The organism is Citrobacter sp. Cpo100, assembly GCF_030332595.1.
Lineage (GTDB): Bacteria > Pseudomonadota > Gammaproteobacteria > Enterobacterales > Enterobacteriaceae > Citrobacter > Citrobacter portucalensis.
Map to the genome: position 1 here is coordinate 1 of NZ_JAOWHM010000029.1, position 22284 is coordinate 22284.

At 52.8% G+C, this 22284-nt stretch carries 23 protein-coding genes and 1 pseudogene; 8 read left to right on the top strand and 16 right to left on the bottom strand.

Going from position 1 to position 22284, the window contains the following annotated elements; genetic code table 11:
- The 9 genes from tuf to fkpA all read right to left on the bottom strand — a co-directional run.
- A partial coding sequence (tuf, locus tag OGX96_RS05380; protein ID WP_118262821.1) for an elongation factor Tu occupies window positions 1–1097 on the bottom strand: 1097 nt, incomplete at its 3' end.
- A gap of 69 nt (window positions 1098–1166) precedes the next feature.
- Complete coding sequence (fusA, locus tag OGX96_RS05385) at window positions 1167–3281, bottom strand: elongation factor G (protein WP_003023659.1); 2115 nt, start codon at window positions 3279–3281, stop codon at window positions 1167–1169.
- Between the two features lie 96 nt (window positions 3282–3377).
- The gene (gene rpsG / locus OGX96_RS05390; protein WP_003023657.1) at window positions 3378–3848 is read right to left on the bottom strand and encodes a 30S ribosomal protein S7; all 471 of its coding nucleotides are present in this window, start codon (window positions 3846–3848) and stop codon (window positions 3378–3380) included.
- A gap of 95 nt (window positions 3849–3943) precedes the next feature.
- Window positions 3944–4318, bottom strand: coding sequence for a 30S ribosomal protein S12 (gene rpsL / locus OGX96_RS05395; protein WP_003023654.1), 375 nt, complete (start codon window positions 4316–4318; stop codon window positions 3944–3946).
- A 125-nt stretch (window positions 4319–4443) separates the two neighbouring features.
- A complete protein-coding gene (gene tusB / locus OGX96_RS05400; RefSeq protein ID WP_008786292.1) occupies window positions 4444–4731 on the bottom strand; it encodes a sulfurtransferase complex subunit TusB in 288 nt (95 codons plus the stop codon).
- 7 nt (window positions 4732–4738) lie between these two features.
- The gene (tusC, locus tag OGX96_RS05405; protein ID WP_079938085.1) at window positions 4739–5098 is read right to left on the bottom strand and encodes a sulfurtransferase complex subunit TusC; all 360 of its coding nucleotides are present in this window, start codon (window positions 5096–5098) and stop codon (window positions 4739–4741) included.
- The gene (gene tusD / locus OGX96_RS05410; protein WP_079938086.1) at window positions 5098–5484 is read right to left on the bottom strand and encodes a sulfurtransferase complex subunit TusD; all 387 of its coding nucleotides are present in this window, start codon (window positions 5482–5484) and stop codon (window positions 5098–5100) included. Before tusD ends, tusC begins: the two co-directional genes overlap by 1 nt.
- On the bottom strand, window positions 5484–6206 hold the full coding sequence (locus OGX96_RS05415) for a helix-turn-helix transcriptional regulator (RefSeq protein WP_003023643.1): 723 nt from the start codon (window positions 6204–6206) through the stop codon (window positions 5484–5486). The genes tusD and OGX96_RS05415 overlap by 1 nt, the downstream gene beginning before the upstream one ends.
- A gap of 167 nt (window positions 6207–6373) precedes the next feature.
- On the bottom strand, window positions 6374–7192 hold the full coding sequence (gene fkpA / locus OGX96_RS05420; protein WP_003827768.1) for an FKBP-type peptidyl-prolyl cis-trans isomerase: 819 nt from the start codon (window positions 7190–7192) through the stop codon (window positions 6374–6376).
- 232 nt (window positions 7193–7424) lie between these two features.
- Here fkpA and OGX96_RS05425 point away from each other — a divergent pair, with 232 nt between their 5' ends.
- Window positions 7425–7643, top strand: a complete 219-nt coding sequence (locus OGX96_RS05425) for a protein SlyX (protein ID WP_003023639.1) — start codon at window positions 7425–7427, stop codon at window positions 7641–7643.
- A gap of 113 nt (window positions 7644–7756) precedes the next feature.
- On the opposite strand, the gene slyD is transcribed toward OGX96_RS05425, so the two are convergent.
- From slyD to kefG, 4 genes are all read right to left on the bottom strand, one after another.
- Complete coding sequence (gene slyD, locus OGX96_RS05430; protein WP_008786294.1) at window positions 7757–8368, bottom strand: peptidylprolyl isomerase; 612 nt, start codon at window positions 8366–8368, stop codon at window positions 7757–7759.
- Window positions 8369–8462: 94 nt separating this feature from the next.
- The gene (locus OGX96_RS05435; RefSeq protein ID WP_003023632.1) at window positions 8463–8663 is read right to left on the bottom strand and encodes a YheV family putative zinc ribbon protein; all 201 of its coding nucleotides are present in this window, start codon (window positions 8661–8663) and stop codon (window positions 8463–8465) included.
- Window positions 8664–8672: 9 nt separating this feature from the next.
- Window positions 8673–10478, bottom strand: a complete 1806-nt coding sequence (gene kefB, locus OGX96_RS05440) for a glutathione-regulated potassium-efflux system protein KefB (RefSeq protein WP_003827759.1) — start codon at window positions 10476–10478, stop codon at window positions 8673–8675.
- Window positions 10478–11029 carry a glutathione-regulated potassium-efflux system ancillary protein KefG gene (gene kefG / locus OGX96_RS05445; RefSeq protein WP_003023629.1) on the bottom strand — a complete coding sequence of 184 codons (552 nt, stop codon included), beginning with the start codon at window positions 11027–11029 and terminating at the stop codon, window positions 10478–10480. Before kefG ends, kefB begins: the two co-directional genes overlap by 1 nt.
- A 132-nt stretch (window positions 11030–11161) precedes the next feature.
- On the opposite strand from kefG, the gene OGX96_RS05450 reads away from it, so the two are divergent.
- Complete coding sequence (locus tag OGX96_RS05450; RefSeq protein ID WP_267457733.1) at window positions 11162–13063, top strand: ABC transporter ATP-binding protein; 1902 nt, start codon at window positions 11162–11164, stop codon at window positions 13061–13063.
- A gap of 52 nt (window positions 13064–13115) precedes the next feature.
- On the opposite strand, the gene OGX96_RS05455 is transcribed toward OGX96_RS05450, so the two are convergent.
- Both OGX96_RS05455 and prs read right to left on the bottom strand, forming a co-directional pair.
- On the bottom strand, window positions 13116–14606 hold the full coding sequence (locus OGX96_RS05455) for a nicotinate phosphoribosyltransferase (RefSeq protein ID WP_286582378.1): 1491 nt from the start codon (window positions 14604–14606) through the stop codon (window positions 13116–13118).
- Window positions 14607–14620: 14 nt separating this feature from the next.
- Window positions 14621–15481 carry a ribose-phosphate diphosphokinase gene (gene prs / locus OGX96_RS05460; RefSeq protein WP_008786297.1) on the bottom strand — a complete coding sequence of 287 codons (861 nt, stop codon included), beginning with the start codon at window positions 15479–15481 and terminating at the stop codon, window positions 14621–14623.
- A 191-nt stretch (window positions 15482–15672) separates the two neighbouring features.
- On the opposite strand from prs, the gene OGX96_RS05465 reads away from it, so the two are divergent.
- From OGX96_RS05465 to OGX96_RS05480, 4 genes and pseudogenes are all read left to right on the top strand, one after another.
- Entirely contained in the window at window positions 15673–16392 is a 720-nt protein-coding gene (locus OGX96_RS05465; RefSeq protein ID WP_008786298.1) for an NUDIX domain-containing protein, read from the top strand.
- 35 nt (window positions 16393–16427) lie between these two features.
- A pseudogene (locus OGX96_RS05470) lies at window positions 16428–17496 on the top strand (hydrolase).
- Window positions 17493–17711, top strand: coding sequence for a YheU family protein (locus OGX96_RS05475; protein WP_003023615.1), 219 nt, complete (start codon window positions 17493–17495; stop codon window positions 17709–17711). The pseudogene OGX96_RS05470 and the gene OGX96_RS05475 overlap by 4 nt, the downstream one beginning before the upstream one ends.
- Before the next feature lie 53 nt (window positions 17712–17764).
- Complete coding sequence (locus OGX96_RS05480; protein ID WP_003827751.1) at window positions 17765–18634, top strand: phosphoribulokinase; 870 nt, start codon at window positions 17765–17767, stop codon at window positions 18632–18634.
- Between the two features lie 93 nt (window positions 18635–18727).
- Here the strand turns inward: OGX96_RS05480 and OGX96_RS05485 are convergent, their stop codons facing one another.
- Complete coding sequence (locus tag OGX96_RS05485) at window positions 18728–19135, bottom strand: OsmC family protein (RefSeq protein ID WP_003827750.1); 408 nt, start codon at window positions 19133–19135, stop codon at window positions 18728–18730.
- A 308-nt stretch (window positions 19136–19443) separates the two neighbouring features.
- Here OGX96_RS05485 and crp point away from each other — a divergent pair, with 308 nt between their 5' ends.
- Window positions 19444–20076: a cAMP-activated global transcriptional regulator CRP gene (gene crp, locus OGX96_RS05490; protein ID WP_000242758.1), complete on the top strand. Its 633-nt coding sequence runs from the start codon at window positions 19444–19446 to the stop codon at window positions 20074–20076.
- Between the two features lie 51 nt (window positions 20077–20127).
- Window positions 20128–22215 carry a YccS/YhfK family putative transporter gene (locus tag OGX96_RS05495; protein WP_008786302.1) on the top strand — a complete coding sequence of 696 codons (2088 nt, stop codon included), beginning with the start codon at window positions 20128–20130 and terminating at the stop codon, window positions 22213–22215.
- Window positions 22216–22284: the final 69 nt, after the last annotated feature.

The following is a 22284-nucleotide window of genomic DNA, read 5'->3' on the forward strand; positions in this document are numbered from 1 at the left end:
GGGTGGATCAGGGTAACAACCATTTTGATGTTGTCGCCCGGCATTACCATCTCTACGCCTTCCGGCAGTTCGATGGTACCAGTCACGTCAGTAGTACGGAAGTAGAACTGCGGACGGTAGCCTTTGAAGAACGGAGTATGACGGCCGCCTTCGTCTTTGGACAGAATGTACACTTCAGATTCGAACTTGGTGTGCGGCTTGATAGAGCCCGGCTTAGCCAGTACCTGACCACGTTCGATTTCTTCACGTTTGATACCACGCAGCAGAACACCAACGTTCTCACCAGCACGGCCTTCGTCCAGCAGTTTGCGGAACATTTCAACGCCAGTACAGGTAGACTTAGCAGTCTCTTTGATACCAACGATTTCAACTTCTTCACCAACTTTGATGATACCGCGTTCTACACGACCGGTAACAACGGTACCACGACCGGAGATGGAGAATACGTCTTCGATAGGCAGCAGGAACGGCTTGTCAATCGCACGCTCTGGTTCTGGGATGTAAGAATCCAGGAAGCCAGCCAGTTCGATGATTTTCGCTTCCCACTCTGCTTCGCCTTCCAGCGCTTTCAGAGCAGAACCACGAACGATCGGAGTGTCGTCGCCCGGGAAATCGTACTGAGACAGAAGTTCACGAACTTCCATTTCTACCAGTTCCAGCAGCTCTTCGTCATCAACCATGTCGCATTTGTTCAGGAACACGATGATGTACGGAACGCCTACCTGACGACCCAGCAGGATGTGCTCACGAGTCTGCGGCATCGGGCCGTCAGTCGCAGCAACAACCAGGATCGCGCCGTCCATCTGCGCAGCACCGGTGATCATGTTTTTAACATAGTCGGCGTGGCCCGGGCAGTCTACGTGTGCGTAGTGGCGAGTCGGGGTGTCATATTCAACGTGAGAAGTGTTGATGGTGATACCACGAGCTTTTTCTTCCGGCGCGTTATCGATCTGGTCGAATGCACGAGCAGCACCGCCGTAGGTTTTAGCCAGTACGGTAGTGATTGCAGCGGTCAGGGTAGTTTTACCGTGGTCAACGTGGCCGATGGTGCCGACGTTAACGTGCGGTTTTGTACGTTCAAATTTTTCTTTAGACACGGCTATATTCCTTACTATAGTGCTCTCCCCTATGGAGAGAGCACGGGACTTAGGTTTTAATCCTGTGGATTATTTACCACGGGCTTCAATAACGGCCTGAGCAACGTTGTTCGGCGCATCGTCGTACTTCAGGAACTCCATGGAGTAAGAAGCACGGCCTTTGGTCAGAGAACGCAGCTGGGTTGCATATCCGAACATTTCAGACAGCGGAACTTCAGCATGGATAACAACGCCAGTGACGTTGGATTCCTGACCACGAAGCATACCACGACGGCGGCTCAAGTCACCGATTACGTCACCGGTGTTCTCTTCCGGAGTCTCTACTTCAACCTTCATGATAGGCTCAAGCAGAACTGGTTTCGCTTTCTTAAAGCCATCTTTGAAGGCGATAGAAGCGGCCAGTTTAAACGCCAGCTCAGAGGAGTCAACGTCATGGTAAGAACCGAAGTGCAGACGCACGCCCAGATCAACAACCGGGTAACCAGCCAGCGGGCCAGATTTCAGCTGTTCCTGGATGCCTTTATCAACGGCCGGGATGTATTCGCCAGGAATTACACCACCTTTGATGTCGTTGATGAACTCGTAGCCTTTCGGGTTTGAACCCGGCTCCAGCGGGTACATGTCGATAACAACATGACCGTACTGACCGCGACCACCAGACTGCTTAGCGTGTTTACCTTCGATATCGGTAACTTTCGCGCGAATCGCTTCGCGGTAAGCAACCTGAGGTTTACCGACGTTCGCTTCAACGTTGAATTCACGCTTCATACGGTCAACGATGATGTCGAGGTGCAGCTCACCCATACCAGCGATAATGGTCTGGTTAGATTCTTCGTCAGTCCATACGCGGAATGACGGGTCTTCTTTAGCCAGACGGCCCAGAGCCAGACCCATTTTTTCCTGGTCAGCTTTGGTTTTCGGTTCTACCGCGATGGAAATTACCGGCTCAGGGAATTCCATACGTTCCAGAATGATCGGGTGATCCGGGTCACACAGAGTGTCACCAGTGGTCACGTCTTTCAGACCGATTGCAGCAGCGATATCGCCCGCGCGAACTTCTTTGATCTCTTCACGTTTGTTAGCGTGCATTTGTACGATACGGCCGAAACGTTCACGTGCAGTTTTCACGGAGTTCAGGATGGTGTCACCGGAGTTAACCACACCAGAGTACACGCGGAAGAAGGTCAGGTTACCCACGAACGGGTCAGTAGCGATTTTGAATGCCAGAGCAGCAAACGGCTCGTCATCGCTAGCATGACGCTCAGCAGGAGTATCTTTACCGTCGTCCAGAATACCGTTGATCGCAGGTACGTCTACTGGGGATGGCAGGTAATCAATTACCGCATCCAGCATCGCCTGAACACCTTTGTTCTTGAACGCAGAACCACAGGTTACCAGGATGATTTCGTTGTTCAGAACGCGCTGACGCAGAGCTTTTTTGATCTCTTCTTCAGTCAGTTCTTCACCACCCAGGTATTTCTCCATCAGCTCTTCTGAAGCTTCTGCAGCGGACTCGATCAGGTTCTGGTGCCATTCTTCAGCCAGTTCCTGCATGTCAGCCGGGATATCTTCATAAGTGAAGGTTACGCCTGCATCTTCTTCGTTCCAGTTGATGGCTTTCATTTTCACCAGGTCAACAACACCGGTGAACGCTTCTTCAGCGCCAATTGCCAGCTGCAGCGGAACAGGGTTCGCGCCCAGACGGGTTTTGATCTGACCAACAACTTTCAGGAAGTTCGCACCCATACGGTCCATTTTGTTAACGAACGCAATGCGCGGAACTTTATATTTGTTTGCCTGACGCCATACGGTTTCAGACTGAGGCTGAACACCACCAACTGCGCAGTAAACCATTACTGCACCATCAAGCACACGCATGGAACGTTCTACTTCGATAGTGAAGTCAACGTGCCCCGGGGTGTCGATGATGTTTACGCGATGCGGTTCATACTGCTTAGCCATACCAGACCAGAATGCAGTAGTCGCTGCGGAGGTGATAGTAATACCACGTTCCTGCTCCTGCTCCATCCAGTCCATGGTGGCTGCGCCGTCATGAACTTCACCGATTTTATGGTTTACACCGGTGTAGAACAGAATACGTTCGGTAGTAGTGGTTTTACCGGCGTCGATGTGCGCACTGATACCGATGTTACGGTAGCGCGCGATGGGTGTTGTACGAGCCATTTGATTCCTCGTTTATCTTTTAGGCGTTCAATTTAAGTAGCCCAAAGCGGGCTGCTTACTAGAAGCGCCCGCCTGGTGACTAAAACTCCGAAGGGATTACCAACGGTAGTGTGCGAACGCCTTGTTGGCTTCTGCCATACGGTGAACGTCTTCACGTTTCTTAACTGCAGTACCTTTGTTTTCTGCAGCATCAGAAAGTTCGTTCGCCAGGCGCAGAGCCATGGATTTATCACCGCGTTTACGAGCAGCTTCAACGATCCAACGCATTGCCAGAGCATTACGACGGACCGGACGGACTTCAACTGGTACCTGATAAGTAGAACCACCAACGCGGCGAGACTTAACTTCGACAGTCGGGCGCACGTTTTCGAGAGCTACTTCGAAAGCTTCCAGTTCGTTTTTACCAGAACGCTGAGCCAGGGTCTCCAGCGCGCTGTATACGATAGTTTCGGCAGTAGATTTTTTACCATCTACCATCAGGATATTTACAAATTTAGCCAGCAGTTCTGATCCGAACTTCGGATCCGGCAGAATTTTACGCTGACCAATGACGCGACGACGTGGCATGGAAATACTCCGTTGTTAATTCAGGATTGTCCAAAACTCTAAGAGTTTAGTTTGACATTAATATAAAACGTTTGGCCTTACTTAACGGAGAACCATTAAGCCTTAGGACGTTTCACGCCATACTTGGAGCGTGATTGCTTACGGTCTTTAACGCCGGAGCAGTCAAGCGCACCACGAACGGTGTGGTAACGAACACCCGGGAGGTCTTTTACACGACCGCCACGGATCAGGATCACGGAGTGCTCCTGCAGGTTGTGACCTTCACCACCGATGTAGGAAGTCACTTCAAAACCGTTAGTCAGACGAACACGGCAAACTTTACGCAGTGCGGAGTTCGGTTTTTTAGGAGTGGTAGTATATACACGAGTACATACGCCACGTTTCTGCGGGCATGCTTCCAGCGCAGGCACGTTGCTTTTTGCAACTTTGCGTGCACGTGGTTTGCGTACCAGCTGGTTAACTGTTGCCATTAAATAGCTCCTGGTTTTAGCTTTTGCTTCGTAAACACGTAATAAAACGACCTCATACAATATGAGGACGCAGAATTTTAGGTCGGTGTCGAAAAGGTGTCAAGAAATATACAACGATCCCACAATTACCAGGACATCTGGCTGGGATGCTTCACCGTAAGTCTGACGAAGTCAGTATAGCTAACCCTGACGACACTGTCTGAAATTTGACCACTCAAACCGCGAGCCTTAATGTCTTCTTCCAGCACATAGACCTTAATGGAGGCATTTTGCAGACTTTCAAGGAAACGACTTCCTTCTATTGCCGCGGTCACGCCATCCTGGAGCAATAAAAGCTCATCGTCTTTATCTACCAGGCGAAGAAGAGAGGAGAAATCGGTAAGCCACGCGGAGCGATGTAGTGTGTGCAGCATGAATATCTCAAAACCTTAAAATGACGTCATAGTTGCCTAGCTCACGGCGTAAATCTTCCGGTTCTAACGCTGTCGCATCAACCACAAAATTAACACCCTGCTGGAGACCCCGTTCACGTAATGAGGCGGCACAAAGCCAGCATTGCTCGATATCGTACAACCCTAACAGCTTGAAGGTTGAGATGTAGTCTCGGGCCAGCACAACATCCGGCTGTTGTCCCTGGAGGATTTGAAAAACGCCATCGCCGATAAAAAATACGCCGAGGTCTTCCGTTAATGCCGATGTCGCCAGCAATGCATCTAACCCTTCACGGCCAGACGCGCTGCCGTGCGGCACGGTAGAAAAGACAAAAGCAACACGTTTCATCAGAACTGCACCACGCGATCGCAGGTCAGGGATGCCTCAGCCAGCGATCCAAGCCCGCTGAGGTTAAAACCTGATTGTAAATTTGCCCCTGCCAGTCCCAGCCGCTTTGCCTCAGTTTCATCAACAACGCCGCGCCGCAACGCCGCCGCCACGCAGATATTCAGCGTCACACCATGCTGTTGATTCAGTTGTTGCCAGGCCCGCACCAGATCATATTCATCACTGGCGGGTGAAGTCAGGAAATTGGCGTTATATACACCTTCACGATAGAAAAAGACGCTGCATAACTCATGCCCTTCTTCGAGAAGCGCATGTGCAAATTGCAACGCGCTACTCGCCTGCTGCGTGCCATAAGCAGGCCCTGTCACCATGATGGCAAAACGCATTACTTGTCTTGCCCCTGGAAATCGCCGCTTTTAAACTGACGAATATAGAGGTAGACCGTATGTTTGGAGATGTTCAGCCGATCGGCGACCTGATTGATGGCATCTTTAATATCGAAGATGCCTTTCTCATATAAATTCAGGACGATCTGGCGGTTCTTCGCGTTGTTGGAAACATTGCGATCGGCATTCACTTCTTCGATCGTGAATTCCAGCGTCTGGGTAACCAGATCTTCCACCGAAGAAGCGAAGTTGACGGCAGAGCCCACTTCCGGGGTTTCCGGTGGGATAAAGGTATTCATTATCTGCGAGAAAGGAACATCAAGGTTCATGTTGATGCACAGCAGACCAATCACGCGATGCTCACGGTTGCGAATGGCAATCGTCACCGACTTCATCAAGACACCGCTTTTCGCACGTGTGAAGTAACACTTCGACACGCTGCTATCCGCACCCGTCATATCATGCAGCATACGCAACGCAAGGTCAGTAATCGGTGAGCCAATTTTACGGCCCGTGTGTTCACCGTTAGCAATGCGGATGGCCGAGCATTTCAAATCCTGCAAAGAGTGCAATACGATTTCACAATGGGAACCAATGAGCATCGCCAACCCGTCCACTACCGCTTCGTAGGATTTGAGGATATCGAAGTCGGTTTGATCGAAAGGACGTTGATCCAGCAAATCTAGCTCACTGGTTTCGTTGGTTAAAAGCGACCTGGACATGAAAAAAAGCACTCCTTTTCAGGAGCCTGTCGTTATGTTGTCAGGGCAGGCTCATCACTATTATAGGGGCATCTAAAGTAATACAGCGCACAAGGCGCTTTCCAGTATTAATTATATCCTGTCGATAATAAAAAACCGCCGCCCTGTGGGCGGCGGTTTCTGTTAGCTTATTTTTTGCTGCTGTCGGCAGCTTTATCTGCCGGGGCAGCATCTGGCTGCGCGTCAGCTTTCGGTGCCGGTTTGATGTCTAACAGTTCAACATCAAAGACCAGCGTAGAGTTGGCCGGAATACCCGGGACGCCCGTTTTGCCGTAAGCCAGATCCGGTGGGATAACCAGCTGGATTTTGCCGCCTTTCTTGATGTTTTTCAGGCCTTCAGTCCAGCCAGGGATGACACCGTCAAGACGGAAAGACAGCGGCTCACCACGGGTGTAGGAGTTATCAAACTCTTTACCATCGATCAGCGTACCTTTGTAGTTAACTACCACGGTATCGCTGTCTTTCGGTGCAGCGCCAGTACCTTCTTTCTCTACTTTGTAGACCAGGCCAGTAGAAGAGGTTTTAACGCCTTTCTCTTTAGCAAATTTCTCGCGGTAAACTTTACCTTTGGCTTCGTTGTCAGCCGCGTCTTTTTCCATTTTCGCCTGAGCGGAGCTCTTCACGCGCGCTTCAAACGCCTGCAGAGTTTGTTCGATTTCCTGGTCAGACAGTTTGCTCTTGTCTGCAAACGCATCCTGAACACCAGCGATCAGTTGATCTTTATCCAGTTTGATGCCCAGTTTTTCCTGCTCTTTCAGAGAGTTTTCCATATAACGACCCAGGGACGCGCCCAGCGCGTAAGCGGCTTTTTGGTCGTCATTCTTGAATGCTGCTTTGCTGTCAGCAGTAGCGGCTGGTTTCGCAGCATCAGCAGCGAAGGTGATCGGGGCATGCAGAGCAACAGCCATTGTGGTCGCCAGCAGCGTTACTTTAAACAGTGATTTCATCCATATCTCCAGGGCCGGGGCATCTCACCCCAGGGTTAGCTAACATAAAAATGTACTATAAAGCGTTGCAGAACAAATCAACATACAGGCACGCCCTATTATCACCACTTTTCAGACTCTTTTTGTTTAAATTAGTTTCGTTACCGAAGATTGAGTGCTGTGCAAACAAGCAAAGTTAAGTAGAATTCGCCGCAGTCCGCGATCTGCCGGAGAAAAAAGAAAGAGGTGAATCATGCAGGATACAACAATGGAAACTCGCCTGGCTGAACTGGAAAGTCGCCTGGCATTTCAGGAGATCACCATTGAAGAGCTCAACGTGACGGTGACCGCGCATGAACTGGAAATGGCCAAACTGCGCGACCATCTGCGTCTGCTGACGGAAAAGCTCAAAGCAACGCAGCCGTCCCACATTGCATCGCAGTCTGAAGAGACCCCACCGCCACATTATTGAGACGTAAAAAAAGCGGGGATATCCCCGCTTTTTTGTGCCGGATGACGACGTAAACGTCTTATCCGGCCTACGGTAGGCCTGATAAGCGTAGCGCCATCAGGCAATCATACCGATCAGTGGCAACCGCAGCCGCCGCCGTTACCTTTACCGCCACCGCCGCAGCAGCCTTCGCCGCCGTGCTCGTGACCATGGTCGTGACCGTGGCCGTGACCACCGCAGCAACCGTCATGACCGTGGTCATGATCGTGGTCGTGACCGTGCGCACCGTGAACGTGGCCGTGAGCCAGTTCTTCTTCGGTCGCTTCGCGGATAGCAACAACTTCTACGTTGAATTTCAGATTCTGGCCAGCCAGCATGTGGTTACCGTCAACCACAACGTGATCGTCTTCCACTTCGGTAATTTCTACCGGTACTGGACCCTGGTCAGTTTCAGCCAGGAAACGCATGCCAACCTGCAGTTCGTCAACGCCCATGAAGACGTCTTTAGGAACGCGCTGCACCAGGTTTTCGTCGTACTGACCGTATGCGTCGTTTGCGCCAACAGCAACATCGAATTTGTCGCCAACTTCATGACCGTCCAGCGCTGTTTCCAGGCCAGAAATCAGGGAACCGTGACCATGCAGGTAGTCCAGCGGTGCACTCACCGGAGACTCATCAACCAACACACCGTCTTCTGTACGTACCTGATAGGCCAGGCTGACCACCAGGTCCTTTGCTACTTTCATGATATCTCCTGAGCATGGAAAGAATAGTGGCGCAGATTGTAGCGGAATTCTGCACCCGTGTACCCTCTAGCTTAAAAAAAGCTGCGCCATATCGCTAGTCCGGATGAAAAATCCCGATCACTTGCTCTTCTTTGCGAACGTGCTCGCGCGCCTCTTTATCGGCTTCCCGCATCTGATGACCGCACTTAACACACTCAACAATATCGATATTATTTTCGCGCCACATCGCCAGCGTATCCTGCGACTGGCAGGACGGACATTTTGCACCTGCGATAAAACGTTTACGAATTGCCATGGTTATCCTCTACTCAAATTCATCCCAGCCATCCAGCTGACGTCGCTCTTGCTGCATCTCTCGTTGGAAAATTTCCTCCAGCTCACGCCGGGCTTCCCTGGCTCGAGAGATTTGTACCGTATCTGTATGCATGGGGATCAGTTCCCGCAGCATGCGCATATCCAGCCGCCGAAAATGCAGCTGAGCACGCTGAGCCTGGTGCGGATGCATTCCCAGTGTAACCAGCGTTTTACGCCCCAACTCCAGCGCACTGGAGAACGTTTCGCGGGAAAACTGCGTCACACCAGCCTGTAATAACTCATGTGCCTCTACACGTCCGCGCGCTCGCGCAAGAATATGCAAATGCGGAAAATACTGTTGGCACAGTTCCACCAGTTTCATAGTGTCTTCAGGCTCATTACAGGTAATAACAATAGACTGAGCCGCCTCTGCCCCTGCGGAGCGCAACAGTTCCACCTGCGTGGCATCACCGTAATAAACCTTATAGCCATATTTACGCATCAGATTCACCGCGCTGATATCCCGCTCCAGAACGGTAATGCGCATTTTATTGGCCATCAACAGGCGACCAATAACCTGACCAAAACGCCCAAACCCCACCACAATCACCTGCGGTTTATCATCTTCCACCCAGGGTTTTTCATCTTCCTCATCCGTGCCGTTAAACTGGCGGGATAGCCATTTATCAATCAACTTCATCACCAGCGGCGTGGTCATCATCGACAGCGTGACGGTCACCAGCAACAACGCCATTTGGTCGCCCTGAAACAGCCGTTGCGAGGATGCCGTTGAAAACAGCACGAAAGCGAATTCACCACCCTGACTTAAAACCCCGGCAAATTGCATCCGTTCAGAGCTTCTCATGCCGTTAAGACGTGCCAGCACATACAGCACCAGCATTTTTACGACCACCAGCACGATCACGCTCGCTGCCACCCACAGAATATGGGTGTAGAGCACACCGAGGTTGAGCGACATGCCAACGGAGATAAAAAACAGCCCGAGCAACAGGCCTTTAAACGGATCGATTGCCGTTTCCAGCTCATGTCGGTATTCGCTTTCCGCCAGCAGCACGCCCGCGATAAACGTTCCCAGCGCCATTGACAGCCCCAGCGCATCCATAAATAAAGCAGAACCCAGCACCAACAGCAGCGTGGCAGCGGTGAACACTTCCCGCACGCCAGAATCCGCAATAAAGCGGAAAACCGGACGCAGCAAATAGCGACCGCCAATCAGCATGCCGGCAAAGGCCAGCACCTTCATTCCCACTTTGATCCAGTCAAAATGTTCGTCAGCAGAACCCGCCAGCAGCGGAACCAGTGCCAGCGCGGGGATCACCGCCAGATCCTGAAACAGCAGCACCGAAAAACCCAGTTGTCCGGATTCACTGCGGTTCATGCCTTTTTCGCGCATTAACTGTAGCGCCATAGCGGTCGATGACATCGCCAGACCAATGCCGCCAACCACTGCCGCCTGCCAGGAGAACGCAGTGAGCATCAATAATCCGGCCAGCACCACCGCGCTCAGCATCACCTGCGCGGCACCGACGCCAAAAATTGAACGCCGCAGTTGCCACAGTTTGGCGGGATTAAGTTCCAGCCCAATGATGAACATCAGAAAGACTACGCCCAGCTCAGAAAAGTGCAGGATTTCATCCACATCGCTGATAAATCCTAATCCCCACGGGCCGATAGCAATACCCGCTAGCAAGTAACCCAGCACCGGACCAATACCCAGCTTTGAGGCCAGGGGAACTGCAGCCACTGCCGCGAAGAGGAACAACACTCCCGCTGTCAATAAATCAGAACCTTCCATCAGCGGCCTCCCACAGGGATCGGATTCGCCAGCCAGTCACCATACGCTTTCGCATGGCTGTCCAGCTCCTGCTTCGTTTGCCGTCTGGCCCAGTAAACGATAATTGGGCTCATCCAATGCATGCGGCACATACCGGCCGTTAGCTCGAAAGGACGCAGCACATCGCTCATTGGATAACGGTTTAGCGCGTCATAGCGGTAGGCACTTTCCGGTTCTCCGGTAGTGATAACGCTACGCCAGTACTTTCCCGCCAGTTGATTCCCTCCGGGACCGCTGGCAAATCCGCGGCTCAGTACGCGGTCAAGCCATTCCTTTAACAGCGCCGGACAGCTATAGGTATAGAGTGGGTGCTGAAAAACAATCACATCATGCTCACGCAGCAGCGCCTGTTCATGCGGAATATCGATAAAAAAATCAGGATAGTGCGCGTAAAGGTCGTGCACGGTAACATTGCTGAGCTGCATGGCCGGTTTAAGCAGAACACGGTTCGCGACCGAGTCCTGAGATTCCGGATGGGCATACAGCAGCAAGACTTTCGCTGGCTGGAACATCATCCCCCTCCCGGTTTTGTCTTTTGTCTATTTTCGACGTTTTGGGCTACCATTGCGCCTCGGTGCGGCAAACGGCCCGCACATTACATTATCATAATGATAAATTAACATAGTCTGAACATACGGCGCCTTATGATTGTTTTCTCATCGTTACAAATTCGTCGCGGCGTGCGCGTCTTGCTGGACAATGCCACGGCCACCATTAATCCAGGGCAGAAGGTTGGCCTGGTGGGTAAAAATGGCTGCGGTAAATCTACCCTGCTGGCATTGCTGAAAAATGAACTCAGCGCCGACGCTGGAGGATTTACCTATCCGGGAAACTGGCAGCTCGCGTGGGTGAATCAGGAAACGCCTGCGTTGCCACAGCCCGCGCTGGAGTACGTCATTGACGGCGACCGCGAGTATCGTCAACTGGAAGCGCAGTTGAACGACGCCAACGAACGTAACGATGGACATGCCATTGCCACCGTCCATGGCAAGCTGGATGCCATCGACGCCTGGACCGTGCGCTCACGCGCCGCCAGCCTGCTGCATGGCCTCGGCTTCTCCAACGAACAGCTTGAGCGCCCGGTCAGCGACTTCTCCGGTGGCTGGCGTATGCGTCTCAACCTGGCCCAGGCGCTGATTTGCCGTTCAGACCTACTGCTGCTCGATGAACCCACCAACCACCTCGATCTCGACGCGGTGATCTGGCTGGAAAGATGGCTGAAAAGCTATCAGGGCACGCTGATTTTGATCTCCCACGATCGCGACTTTCTCGATCCGGTGGTGGATAAAATTATTCATATCGAACAGCAAACCATGTTCGAGTACACCGGCAACTACAGCGCGTTTGAAATCCAGCGTGCGACCCGCCTCGCACAGCAACAGGCAATGTACGAAAGCCAGCAGGAGCGCGTGGCGCATCTGCAAAGCTATATCGATCGTTTCCGCGCTAAAGCAACGAAAGCGAAGCAGGCACAGAGCCGTATCAAAATGCTGGAACGCATGGAGCTGATTGCCCCAGCGCACGTGGACAACCCGTTCCACTTCAGCTTCCGTGAGCCGGAAAGCCTGCCAAACCCGCTGCTGAAGATGGAAAAGGTTAGCGCTGGCTACGGCGATCGCGTCATTCTCGATTCGATCAAACTGAATCTGGTGCCGGGTTCCCGCATCGGCCTGCTCGGTCGCAACGGCGCGGGTAAATCGACGCTGATTAAGCTGCTGGCCGGCGAACTGGCCCCAATCAGCGGTGAGATTGGCCTGGCGAAAGGCATCAAACTGGGCTACTTCGCGCAGCACCAGCTGGAGTTTTTACGCGCCGATGAATCACCCATTCAGCATCTGGCACGCATGGCGCCGCAGGAACTGGAGCAGAAACTGCGTGACTACCTGGGTGGATTCGGCTTCCAGGGCGATAAAGTCAGCGAAGAGACACGCCGCTTCTCCGGTGGCGAAAAAGCGCGTCTGGTACTGGCGTTGATCGTCTGGCAGCGCCCTAACCTGCTGCTGCTCGATGAACCAACCAACCACCTGGACTTGGATATGCGTCAGGCGCTGACCGAGGCGCTGATCGATTTTGAAGGCGCGCTGGTTGTCGTCTCGCACGACCGTCACCTGATCCGCTCCACCACCGACGGCCTCTATCTGGTACACGACAAGAAAGTCGAGCCGTTTGATGGCGATCTGGAGGATTATCAGCAGTGGCTGAGCGATGTCCAGAAACAGGAAAACCAGGGCGACGAACCGGCGAAAGAGAGCGTTAACAGCGCCCAGGCGCGTAAAGACCAGAAGCGCCGCGAAGCGGAACTGCGCTCCCTGACGCAGCCGCTGCGTAAAGAGATTACCCGTCTGGAAAAAGAGATGGAGAAACTGCACGCACAACTGGCGCAGGCGGAAGAAAAACTCGGAGACAGCGAACTGTACGACCAAAGTCGCAAAGCCGAACTTACCGCCTGTTTGCAGCAGCAGGCCAGTGCGAAATCCGGGCTGGAAGAGTGTGAAATGGCCTGGCTGGAGGCTCAGGAACAGCTTGAGCAGATGCTGGCCGAGTAGTCATCATTGCCGGATCCGACGCCAACACGTCTCATCCGGCATTTTTGTTGAATTATCCCTGTGTCGCCAGACGCTGGCGGATTTCTTCGAAATGCTCGCGGTTAAACAGCTTGCCGTTGAGAAAACGAGTTTTCAGTTCCCCTTCCTGCTCTTGCTCCCAGGTCTGTTCGTCATGCAGACGCAGTTCCCCTTGCTCATCACGTGTGACGCGAAGCAGACCACGGGCTGAACGTTTCAGACCATTATCAGTTTTCGGTTCTTTAAAAATCGTCCGGCCTTTGCCGTCGACTTCTCCCCACGTCGCTTTCATCGCAAAACCAAAGGTGTCACGTGTGTTGTATTGATAAGTAAAAGAACCAACGCCAAACACGACGTTTGAACTGGCAAATCCTTTCGCTTCCAGACGACGCAGGATCTCATTCGCTCGCTCAAGGGTGATGGAGTCGCCATAAATCAGTCCGACATGCGGGTCGAGCACCTTGTAACCTTTGGCGTTAATCGTGCCGCCAAAAATCTCCCACAGCACTTCCACGGACCCTTTCTCCTGAGCGGTACGATCGCTGCGGATATCCTCATCTGCGCCAGTACCACACAGGATCTCCACCGGGTTGCCGCTATCCGGACGGAATACCACCCGACCTTCACGCGCCAGAATGATGCTTTTCAGTTCGCGGGTATATTCCGTCAGCACCTGCCAGTAGTCCCAGGTATCAGAGACTATCGATACAAATCCTTGCGGGTAGAGATCGGCAATCAGGCGGCGGAAGGTTTCAATCTCATGCTCGCGCTCACCCATACACATCACGCTGTGTTCGGTAGCCGGAATGCTGGCGCCGATAAAATAGGGCTCGCCGTCGGTGTAGTAATCGCGAGCGTACAGCAGAGATGGAATACTGTCGGTCCCTTTAAAGCTTAACAAATGCCCACTGCCCGCCTGCATGGTGTCCTGTAATCCGGACATACCGCGAAATGAAAAGTCATGGCACTGGAAGTCAAGGTGCGTCAGGTCGCTACAGGTTTGCTCTGCCCAGCGAGCGCAGATTTTGCGGTAGTGGTGAGCTATCGTGGCATTTGTTGACGCCTTCCACAGCTCCGCCGACAGCACGGTCTCCAGGTAATTCACCAGCCAGAAAAACTCGGGTTGGGTGTTGATGATAGTTAAAACCGGTACCGCCATCGGGACTTTGCTGCCTTCATCCAGCGCCTTGATGTGCAGCGGCAGATAGCCCAACTGATGCAGTGCACGAATATGGTCCACCGCCACCGCATCTTTGCCCAGATAGCTGTCCATGACCTGTTTGTATTCGCTGACCACCTCGTCTTCCGGGCGGGCAAAGAACGCCTCATTAAACAGGTCGACTAAAAACCACTGCATAAAACCCTGCAGGCCGAAGAATACCAGTTTGCCATCCGCCAACGGCGAGGAGAAAAAGCGATCGCTGCGCGGGGTAAAGTTGGAATACACACGATGGGTACCCTGCGGATACTGTACGCGATGAGAAACTTTGTAGCCGTCGATAGCCAGAATCGGGTTCATTTTCATAATCAGTCTCTCCCTCAGGCGCGGTAAATCGCGTCAATGTCGATAAGCTCAAGCTGCGGATGTACCAACGCTGGGGCAGCTAAAGAGGTGGTGGTGTAGATCGCGTCAATACCGTTTGCAAACAGGTGATCAACGCCTTTAGAAAAGATACCGTGGGTGACATACAGGCTGACACTGCGGGCGCCAGCATCACGTAACACCTGTGCAGAGCCTATAAACGTACCGCCTGCGTCACACAGATCGTCAACAATCAGCAGATCCCTACCCCTGACGTCTCCGGCCAATAACGCAAATCCCGTCAGGCTGCCGCTTGCCACATCACGTTTTTTGCTCAGGATGGCGTACTGCTCCACACCGGCTACTCTGGCTACAGCATCAATCTTCTTCAGCGATCCCGCATCGGGAGCAACCAGCATCAGCGCGTTTTGCTGAAACAGCCGCGATAATGACGCGCTTTGCATCAGGCAGACCTCCTGGGGGATCGCCACAAAGTTGTCGATTGCAGCCGCCGCCGCATCGCTGTGCGGGTCGAGCACGTTGACCTTGTCAAATTTCAACGTATTGAGCTGACTGGCGAAGACTTTCAACGCAAAGCTGTCACCCGATACCATATGTCTGTCCTGACGCGCCCACGGCAGCCAGGGGAGGTCGAGATGGCTGACCAGTACATCGGTCTGATGACGTACCGCCTCAACCAGTTGCGCTAGCAGCATAAAATCGTTCATATCACGCATAGCCGTGGCACGGATGCGCATCAGGCGAGCAAAGGTTGGCAACGCATCGGTGACTTTTAACCAGACAGCACCATCAGGAAAAACACCGCTGGCAACGGCATAGGTCTGGTCGTCCAAAGTTAGTGTCAATTTTATGTTCATCGCGCTCACCCCTTAATTGTGTCCCTTCGACACAATTAATAATGTCCCTGTGACACATATTAAGCAAGCATAAAATGAATTATTTTTAAGCCGTGAGCTAATCCACTGATAAGCAATGAGAAAAAACGAACCTTGCCCCCCGGTGTCGGGCTGGTACACTTGTCAGCGTTACAAATCATCGTGAGTACCTTATGACCACCGAAGCCGACTACCTGAATCAGTACGACGCCAGCCGCTTCCCTTCACCTCTGGTGACGGTAGATAGCGTGTTATTTACCCTGCATCAGCAGGCGCTGTGCGTATTACTGGTCGAGCGGGCAAACCAGCCGCAAAAAGGGCGTTGGGGATTACCCGGCGGCTTTATTGATATCGAAAACGATGATTCAACCCGCGCCACCGCGCTGCGCAAACTCACCGAAAAAACAGGCGTTTCGCCTTCGTGGCTGGAACAACTGGATACCTTTTCTGGCCCTGATCGTGACCCGCGCGGCTGGAGCCTGACGGTCACCTGGTTTGCACTAATCGCCTGGGTAGACTGCGCGCCCCATATCGCCAGCGTCAGCAATGCCCGTTGGGTGCCGGTTGATGAACTGAAAAACTATTCACTCGCGTTTGATCACGAGAAAATCATTACCGCGGCGCTACACCGCTTACGGCAAAAAACGATGTACTCGCTCCTGCCCGTATACTGCTTGCCGGAAACATTTACCCATGGGCAACTGCTCGAAGCCACTGAGGTGATCCTCGGCCAGTCGATCCAGCGTAAAAGTCTGATTCGTCGCTTTGAAGCGTCAGGAATGTTTGAAGATACCGGAGAAAGCGTGGCGACAGGGACGCGTAAAGCCCGCCTGTGGCGACGTAAACCCAACGTCGATTTTCATCTTTTCTCGCGTAACCTGCTGACTGACTAGCGACAAAATCACATATTGGCTAACCCGCACGCGCTGTGCGCGGTATAGTTATTCTTTCCGATTATTAATTGCTCCGGTGTTATGGTTGAAATCACGTCCACAGAAATGACCCCACCTACCGACGATTCGCGAGAATTCCGCCCGATGCGCGGTATCAGTAACCGCCATCTGCAGACGATGCTGCCGCGTTTAATTCGCCGCAAGGTGAAGTTCGACGCCCACTGGCAGCGTCTGGAATTGCCCGACGGTGATTTCGTCGATCTGGCGTGGAGTGAAGATCCGCAACAGGCGAAACACAAACCGCGCCTGGTGGTTTTTCACGGTCTGGAAGGCAGTCTGAACAGCCCCTACGCACATGGCCTGATTGAAGCAGCACAAAAGCGCGGCTGGCTGGGCGTGGTAATGCATTTTCGCGGTTGCAGCGGCGAACCCAATCGTCTGAACCGCATTTATCACTCCGGTGAAACAGAAGATGGCACCTGGTTTTTACACTGGCTGGAGCGTGAGTTCGGTCGCGTACCGACCGCGGCGGTAGGTTATTCACTCGGTGGAAACATGCTGGCTTGCCTGCTGGCAAAAGAAGGCAACGATATTCCGATAGATGCGGCGGTTATCGTTTCTGCGCCTTTCGTGCTGGAAGCCTGTAGTTACCATATGGACAAGGGCTTCTCCCGGGTCTACCAGCGCTACCTGCTCAATCTGTTGAAAGCCAATGCCTCACGTAAGCTTGAAGCTTATCCAGGTTCGCTGCCGGTGAGTCTGGCCCAGTTGAAATCTTTGCGCCGCATTCGCGATTTTGACGATCTAATCACCGCCAAAATTCACGGTTTCGCCGATGCTATAGACTATTACCGCCAGTGCAGCGCCATGCCGTTGCTCAATCGGATCGCCAAACCAACGCTGATTATCCATGCGAAAGACGATCCGTTTATGGATCATCATGTGATCCCGAAACCGGAAAATCTGCCCTCACAGGTGGAGTACCAGCTTACTGAACACGGCGGCCACGTCGGATTTATAGGTGGCACGGTGCGCCGTCCTGAGATGTGGCTGGAATCCAGAATCCCGGACTGGCTGACAACGTATCTGGAGACGTCATCATGATTATCCCCTGGCAAGATATCTCCCCGGACGCGCTGGACAATTTGATTGAAAGCTTTGTCTTGCGCGAAGGCACCGATTATGGTGAACATGAACGCTCGCTCGAACAAAAAGTCGCCGACGTCAAACGCCAACTACAATCAGGTGAAGCCGTGCTGGTGTGGTCTGAACTGCATGAAACGGTCAACATTATGCCGAGGAAGCAGATTCACGAGTAATCCGTAGCCGCCGGCCGACTTTACTATAATTACAACCATTTCATGGAGTTGTTATGTCTGCCAAACATCCGGTGATTGCGGTAACAGGATCCAGCGGCGCGGGGACCACTACCACCAGCCTCGCGTTTCGTAAAATTTTCGCGCAGTTAAATCTGCGCGCCGCCGAGGTGGAAGGTGACAGTTTTCATCGCTATACCCGTCCGGAAATGGACATGGCGATTCGCAAAGCTCGCGATGCCGGGCGGCATATCAGCTATTTTGGCCCCGAAGCTAATGACTTCGGCTTGCTGGAACAAACCTTCATCGAATACGGTCAGACGGGCAAAGGCCAGTCGCGAAAATATCTGCACACTTACGATGAGGCCGTACCGTGGAACCAGGTTCCGGGGACATTCACGCCCTGGCAGCCGCTGCCTGAACCGACGGATGTACTGTTCTACGAAGGGCTGCACGGCGGTGTCGTCACCCCACAGCAAAACGTGGCCCGGCATGTCGATCTGCTGGTTGGCGTGGTACCTATCGTAAACCTGGAATGGATCCAGAAGCTGACCCGCGATACCAGCGAGCGTGGACATTCGCGTGAAGCGGTGATGGACTCGGTGGTGCGTTCAATGGACGATTACATCAATTACATCACGCCGCAGTTTTCCCGGACGCATATTAACTTCCAGCGCGTACCGACCGTCGATACCTCCAACCCCTTTGCCGCTAAGAGCATTCCATCACTGGATGAAAGCTTTGTCGTGATTCATTTTCGTAACCTGGAAGGGATCGACTTCCCGTGGTTGCTGGCCATGCTGCAGGGCTCATTCATTTCCCATATCAATACGTTAGTCGTACCTGGCGGCAAGATGGGTCTGGCGATGGAATTGATTATGCTGCCGCTGGTACAGCGACTGATGGAAGGTAAGAAGATCGAGTGATGTGGTCTTTTGCCGGATGACGGCTGATGCCTTATCCGGCCTACGCGTTTATATCCTGTAGGCCTGATAAGTGTAACGCCATCAGGCATGGCATCACGCAGCAGCAACCACTTCATAGGAATGGGTAATATTCACTGCCTTTTCCAACATCAACGCCACGGAGCAGTATTTTTCCGCTGAAAGATCGACGGCGCGGGAGACAGACGCATCTTTCAGATCGTTACCCGTTACGATGAAATGCAGGTTGATGTGGGTAAACAGGCGCGGCGCTTCATCACGACGCTCTGAAGTCAGCTTCACTTCGCAGTTGGTCACATCCTGACGACCTTTTTGCAGGATCGATACCACATCAATTGCGCTACAACCGCCAGCAGCCATTAATACCATTTCCATCGGGCTCGGCGCTTTATCACCGGAGTTACCGTCCATCAAAATTTGGTGGCCAGAGGCGGACTCACCGAGGAAGGTTAACCCCTCAACCCACTTTACACGCGCTTGCATATTTCGTAACTCCAATGTTTCAATTTTCCTGACAGATTACGCGCACATAACAATTCTCGCAACGGAAGGCGACCTGCGTCATGCTGAAGCGAGACACCAGGAGACACACGGCGAAAGCTATGCTAAAACAGACGGGATGCTACAGTAATACATTGACGTACTGCATGTATGCAGAGGACATCACATTACAGGCTGCAGTATATTTTTGACAGCCCCTTTCCCAGGTAGCGGGAAGCATATTTTTGCAAACCCAGAGGCAGCGTCGTTTTCTGGCTCTGGAGACAGCTTATAACAGAGGATAACCGCGCATGGTGCTTGGCAAACCGCAAACAGACCCTACTCTCGAATGGTTCTTGTCTCATTGCCATATTCATAAGTACCCATCGAAGAGCACGCTGATTCACCAGGGTGAAAAAGCGGAAACGTTGTATTACATCGTTAAAGGCTCCGTGGCAGTGCTGATCAAAGATGAAGAAGGGAAAGAAATGATCCTTTCTTATCTGAATCAGGGCGATTTTATTGGTGAATTAGGCCTCTTCGAAGAAGGTCAGGAACGTAGCGCCTGGGTACGTGCCAAAACCGCATGTGAAGTCGCTGAAATTTCCTACAAAAAATTTCGCCAATTAATCCAGGTCAACCCGGATATTCTGATGCGCCTGTCTTCTCAGATGGCTCGTCGTCTGCAGGTCACGTCTGAAAAAGTGGGCAACCTTGCCTTCCTCGACGTAACCGGTCGTATCGCGCAGACTCTGCTGAATCTGGCGAAACAGCCTGATGCGATGACCCACCCGGACGGCATGCAGATTAAAATCACCCGTCAGGAAATCGGCCAGATCGTTGGCTGCTCCCGTGAGACCGTCGGTCGTATTCTGAAGATGCTGGAAGATCAGAACCTGATCTCCGCACACGGTAAGACCATCGTCGTCTACGGCACGCGTTAACCCCATCGAAGTGGCGCGTTACCCAGTAATGCGCCACTTTTGTTTACTCCGATGTGGCGAAGACTGATATACCACCCAGAGATCAACTACGCACTACGACAAACGCTGGTGCTATGTTTACCTGTGGCTGTTGGTCTGATCATCGGTCAGCTTCATTTGGGGCTTCTCTTTTCCCTCGTCCCTGCCTGCTGCAACATTGCCGGTCTTGATACCCCGCACAAGCGCTTTTTCAAACGCTTAGTCATTGGTGCATCGCTGTTTGCCGGGTGCAGCTTGATCATGCAGCTACTGCTTGCGCAAACTATACCGCTACCATTGATCCTCACCGGCCTGACACTGATTCTTGGCGTAACCGCCGAGCTAAGCCCTTTGCATGCGCGATTACTGCCAGCCTCGCTTATCGCAGCGATTTTCACGCTCAGCCTGGCCGGGAATATGCCCGTCTGGGAGCCACTGCTGATCTACGCGCTGGGCACGTTATGGTACGGCCTGTTCAACTGGTTCTGGTTCTGGATGTGGCGCGAGCAACCGCTCCGCGAATCGCTCAGCTTGCTGTACCGTGAATTAGCCGATTACTGTGAAGCCAAGTACAGCATGCTGACCCAGCATGCCGACCCAGAAAAAGCGCTGCCTCCCCTGCTGGTTCGCCAACAAAAGGCGGTGGATCTGATTACTCAGTGCTATCAGCAAATGCATATGCTGTCGGCACATCACAACAACGAATACAAACGCCTGCTGCGTGCCTTTCAGGAGGCGCTGGATTTACAGGAGCATATTTCCGTTAGCCTCCACCAGCCAGAAGAAGTGCAAAAACTGGTTGAGCGTAGCCACGCGGAGCAGGTAATTCGCTGGAACGCGCGAACCGTCGCCGAACGCCTTCGGGTACTGGCCGATGATATTTTGTATCACCGCTTGCCGACCCGTTTCTCGATGGAAAAGCAGATTGGCACGCTGGAGAAAATCGCCAGGCAGCATCCGGACAATCCGGTGGGGCAATTTTGCTACTGGCACTTCAGCCGTATTGCCCGCGTGCTACGGACCCAGCGCCCGCTATATGCCCGTGACTTAATGGCTGACAAGCAGCGTCGGTTGCCGCTGATCCCTGCCCTGAAAAACTACCTGTCGTTGAAATCCCCAGCGCTGCGCAATGCCGGACGCATCAGCGTTATGTTGAGTATCGCCAGCCTGATGGGCAGCGCCTTACACCTGCCAAAGCCTTACTGGATTTTGATGACAGTCCTGTTTGTTACGCAAAATGGCTACGGGGCGACCCGGGTGCGCATCTTACACCGTTCCGTAGGTACGCTCGTTGGACTGGTTATTGCCGGCGTCACGTTGCACTTTCATATTCCCGAAGGTTTCACGCTGGCGGCCATGCTGCTGATCACTCTGGTGAGTTATCTGATCATCCGTAAAAACTACGGCTGGGCTACCGTCGGTTTTACGGTAACGGCGGTATACACCCTGCAACTGCTGACGCTGAACGGGGAAGAGTTTATCGTGCCGCGGTTTGTCGATACGGTGATTGGCTGCTTAATCGCCTTTGGCGGCACGCTCTGGCTGTGGCCACAGTGGCAGAGCGGTCTGCTGCGTAAGAACGCCCACGATGCGCTAGAAGCCGACCAAGAGGCCATTCGTCTGATCCTCAGCAACGATCCACAGGCCACGCCGCTGGCGTATCAACGCATGCGCGTCAACCAGACGCAAAACACGCTGTTCAACTCGCTGAACCAGGCAATGCAGGAGCCAGGATTTAACTCGCACTACCTTGCAGATATGAAACTGTGGGTCACGCACAGCCAGTTCATCGTCGAACACATCAACGCGATGACCACGCTGGCAAGGGAACATACGATGCTGACGCCGGATTTGGCGCAGCGGTATCTGGAGTCCTGTGAAATTGCACTCCAGCGCTGTCAGCAACGGCTGGAATATGATGGGCCGGGAAGCTCGGGAGATGTGAATATACTCGAAGCGCCAGAGATGCTGTCCCATGGTCCGTTAAGCACCCTTGAGCAGCATCTGCAGCGGGTTCTTGGGCATCTGAACACCATGCATACCATTTCGTCGGTAGCATGGCGTCAGCGACCGCACCACGGGATCTGGCTGAGCCGCCGACTACGGGACATGAAGGGTTAAGAGATTTGCCGGATGCGCTACGCTTATCCGGCCTACGAATCACACCTTACCCTGTAGGCCGGATAAGGC

Bases quoted from the DNA above. Each gene is read 5' to 3' on its own strand.
- fusA (WP_003023659.1), bottom strand. From the start codon at position 3,281: ATGGCTCGTACAACACCCATCGCGCGCTACCGTAACATCGGTATCAGT.
- rpsG (WP_003023657.1), bottom strand. From the start codon at position 3,848: ATGCCACGTCGTCGCGTCATTGGTCAGCGTAAAATTCTGCCGGATCCG.
- rpsL (WP_003023654.1), bottom strand. From the start codon at position 4,318: ATGGCAACAGTTAACCAGCTGGTACGCAAACCACGTGCACGCAAAGTT.
- tusB (WP_008786292.1), bottom strand. From the start codon at position 4,731: ATGCTGCACACACTACATCGCTCCGCGTGGCTTACCGATTTCTCCTCT.
- tusC (WP_079938085.1), bottom strand. From the start codon at position 5,098: ATGAAACGTGTTGCTTTTGTCTTTTCTACCGTGCCGCACGGCAGCGCG.
- tusD (WP_079938086.1), bottom strand. From the start codon at position 5,484: ATGCGTTTTGCCATCATGGTGACAGGGCCTGCTTATGGCACGCAGCAG.
- OGX96_RS05415 (WP_003023643.1), bottom strand. From the start codon at position 6,206: ATGTCCAGGTCGCTTTTAACCAACGAAACCAGTGAGCTAGATTTGCTG.
- fkpA (WP_003827768.1), bottom strand. From the start codon at position 7,192: ATGAAATCACTGTTTAAAGTAACGCTGCTGGCGACCACAATGGCTGTT.
- OGX96_RS05425 (WP_003023639.1), top strand. From the start codon at position 7,425: ATGCAGGATACAACAATGGAAACTCGCCTGGCTGAACTGGAAAGTCGC.
- slyD (WP_008786294.1), bottom strand. From the start codon at position 8,368: ATGAAAGTAGCAAAGGACCTGGTGGTCAGCCTGGCCTATCAGGTACGT.
- OGX96_RS05435 (WP_003023632.1), bottom strand. From the start codon at position 8,663: ATGGCAATTCGTAAACGTTTTATCGCAGGTGCAAAATGTCCGTCCTGC.
- kefB (WP_003827759.1), bottom strand. From the start codon at position 10,478: ATGGAAGGTTCTGATTTATTGACAGCGGGAGTGTTGTTCCTCTTCGCG.
- kefG (WP_003023629.1), bottom strand. From the start codon at position 11,029: ATGTTCCAGCCAGCGAAAGTCTTGCTGCTGTATGCCCATCCGGAATCT.
- OGX96_RS05450 (WP_267457733.1), top strand. From the start codon at position 11,162: ATGATTGTTTTCTCATCGTTACAAATTCGTCGCGGCGTGCGCGTCTTG.
- OGX96_RS05455 (WP_286582378.1), bottom strand. From the start codon at position 14,606: ATGAAAATGAACCCGATTCTGGCTATCGACGGCTACAAAGTTTCTCAT.
- prs (WP_008786297.1), bottom strand. From the start codon at position 15,481: ATGAACATAAAATTGACACTAACTTTGGACGACCAGACCTATGCCGTT.
- OGX96_RS05465 (WP_008786298.1), top strand. From the start codon at position 15,673: ATGACCACCGAAGCCGACTACCTGAATCAGTACGACGCCAGCCGCTTC.
- OGX96_RS05475 (WP_003023615.1), top strand. From the start codon at position 17,493: ATGATTATCCCCTGGCAAGATATCTCCCCGGACGCGCTGGACAATTTG.
- OGX96_RS05480 (WP_003827751.1), top strand. From the start codon at position 17,765: ATGTCTGCCAAACATCCGGTGATTGCGGTAACAGGATCCAGCGGCGCG.
- OGX96_RS05485 (WP_003827750.1), bottom strand. From the start codon at position 19,135: ATGCAAGCGCGTGTAAAGTGGGTTGAGGGGTTAACCTTCCTCGGTGAG.
- crp (WP_000242758.1), top strand. From the start codon at position 19,444: ATGGTGCTTGGCAAACCGCAAACAGACCCTACTCTCGAATGGTTCTTG.
- OGX96_RS05495 (WP_008786302.1), top strand. From the start codon at position 20,128: ATGTGGCGAAGACTGATATACCACCCAGAGATCAACTACGCACTACGA.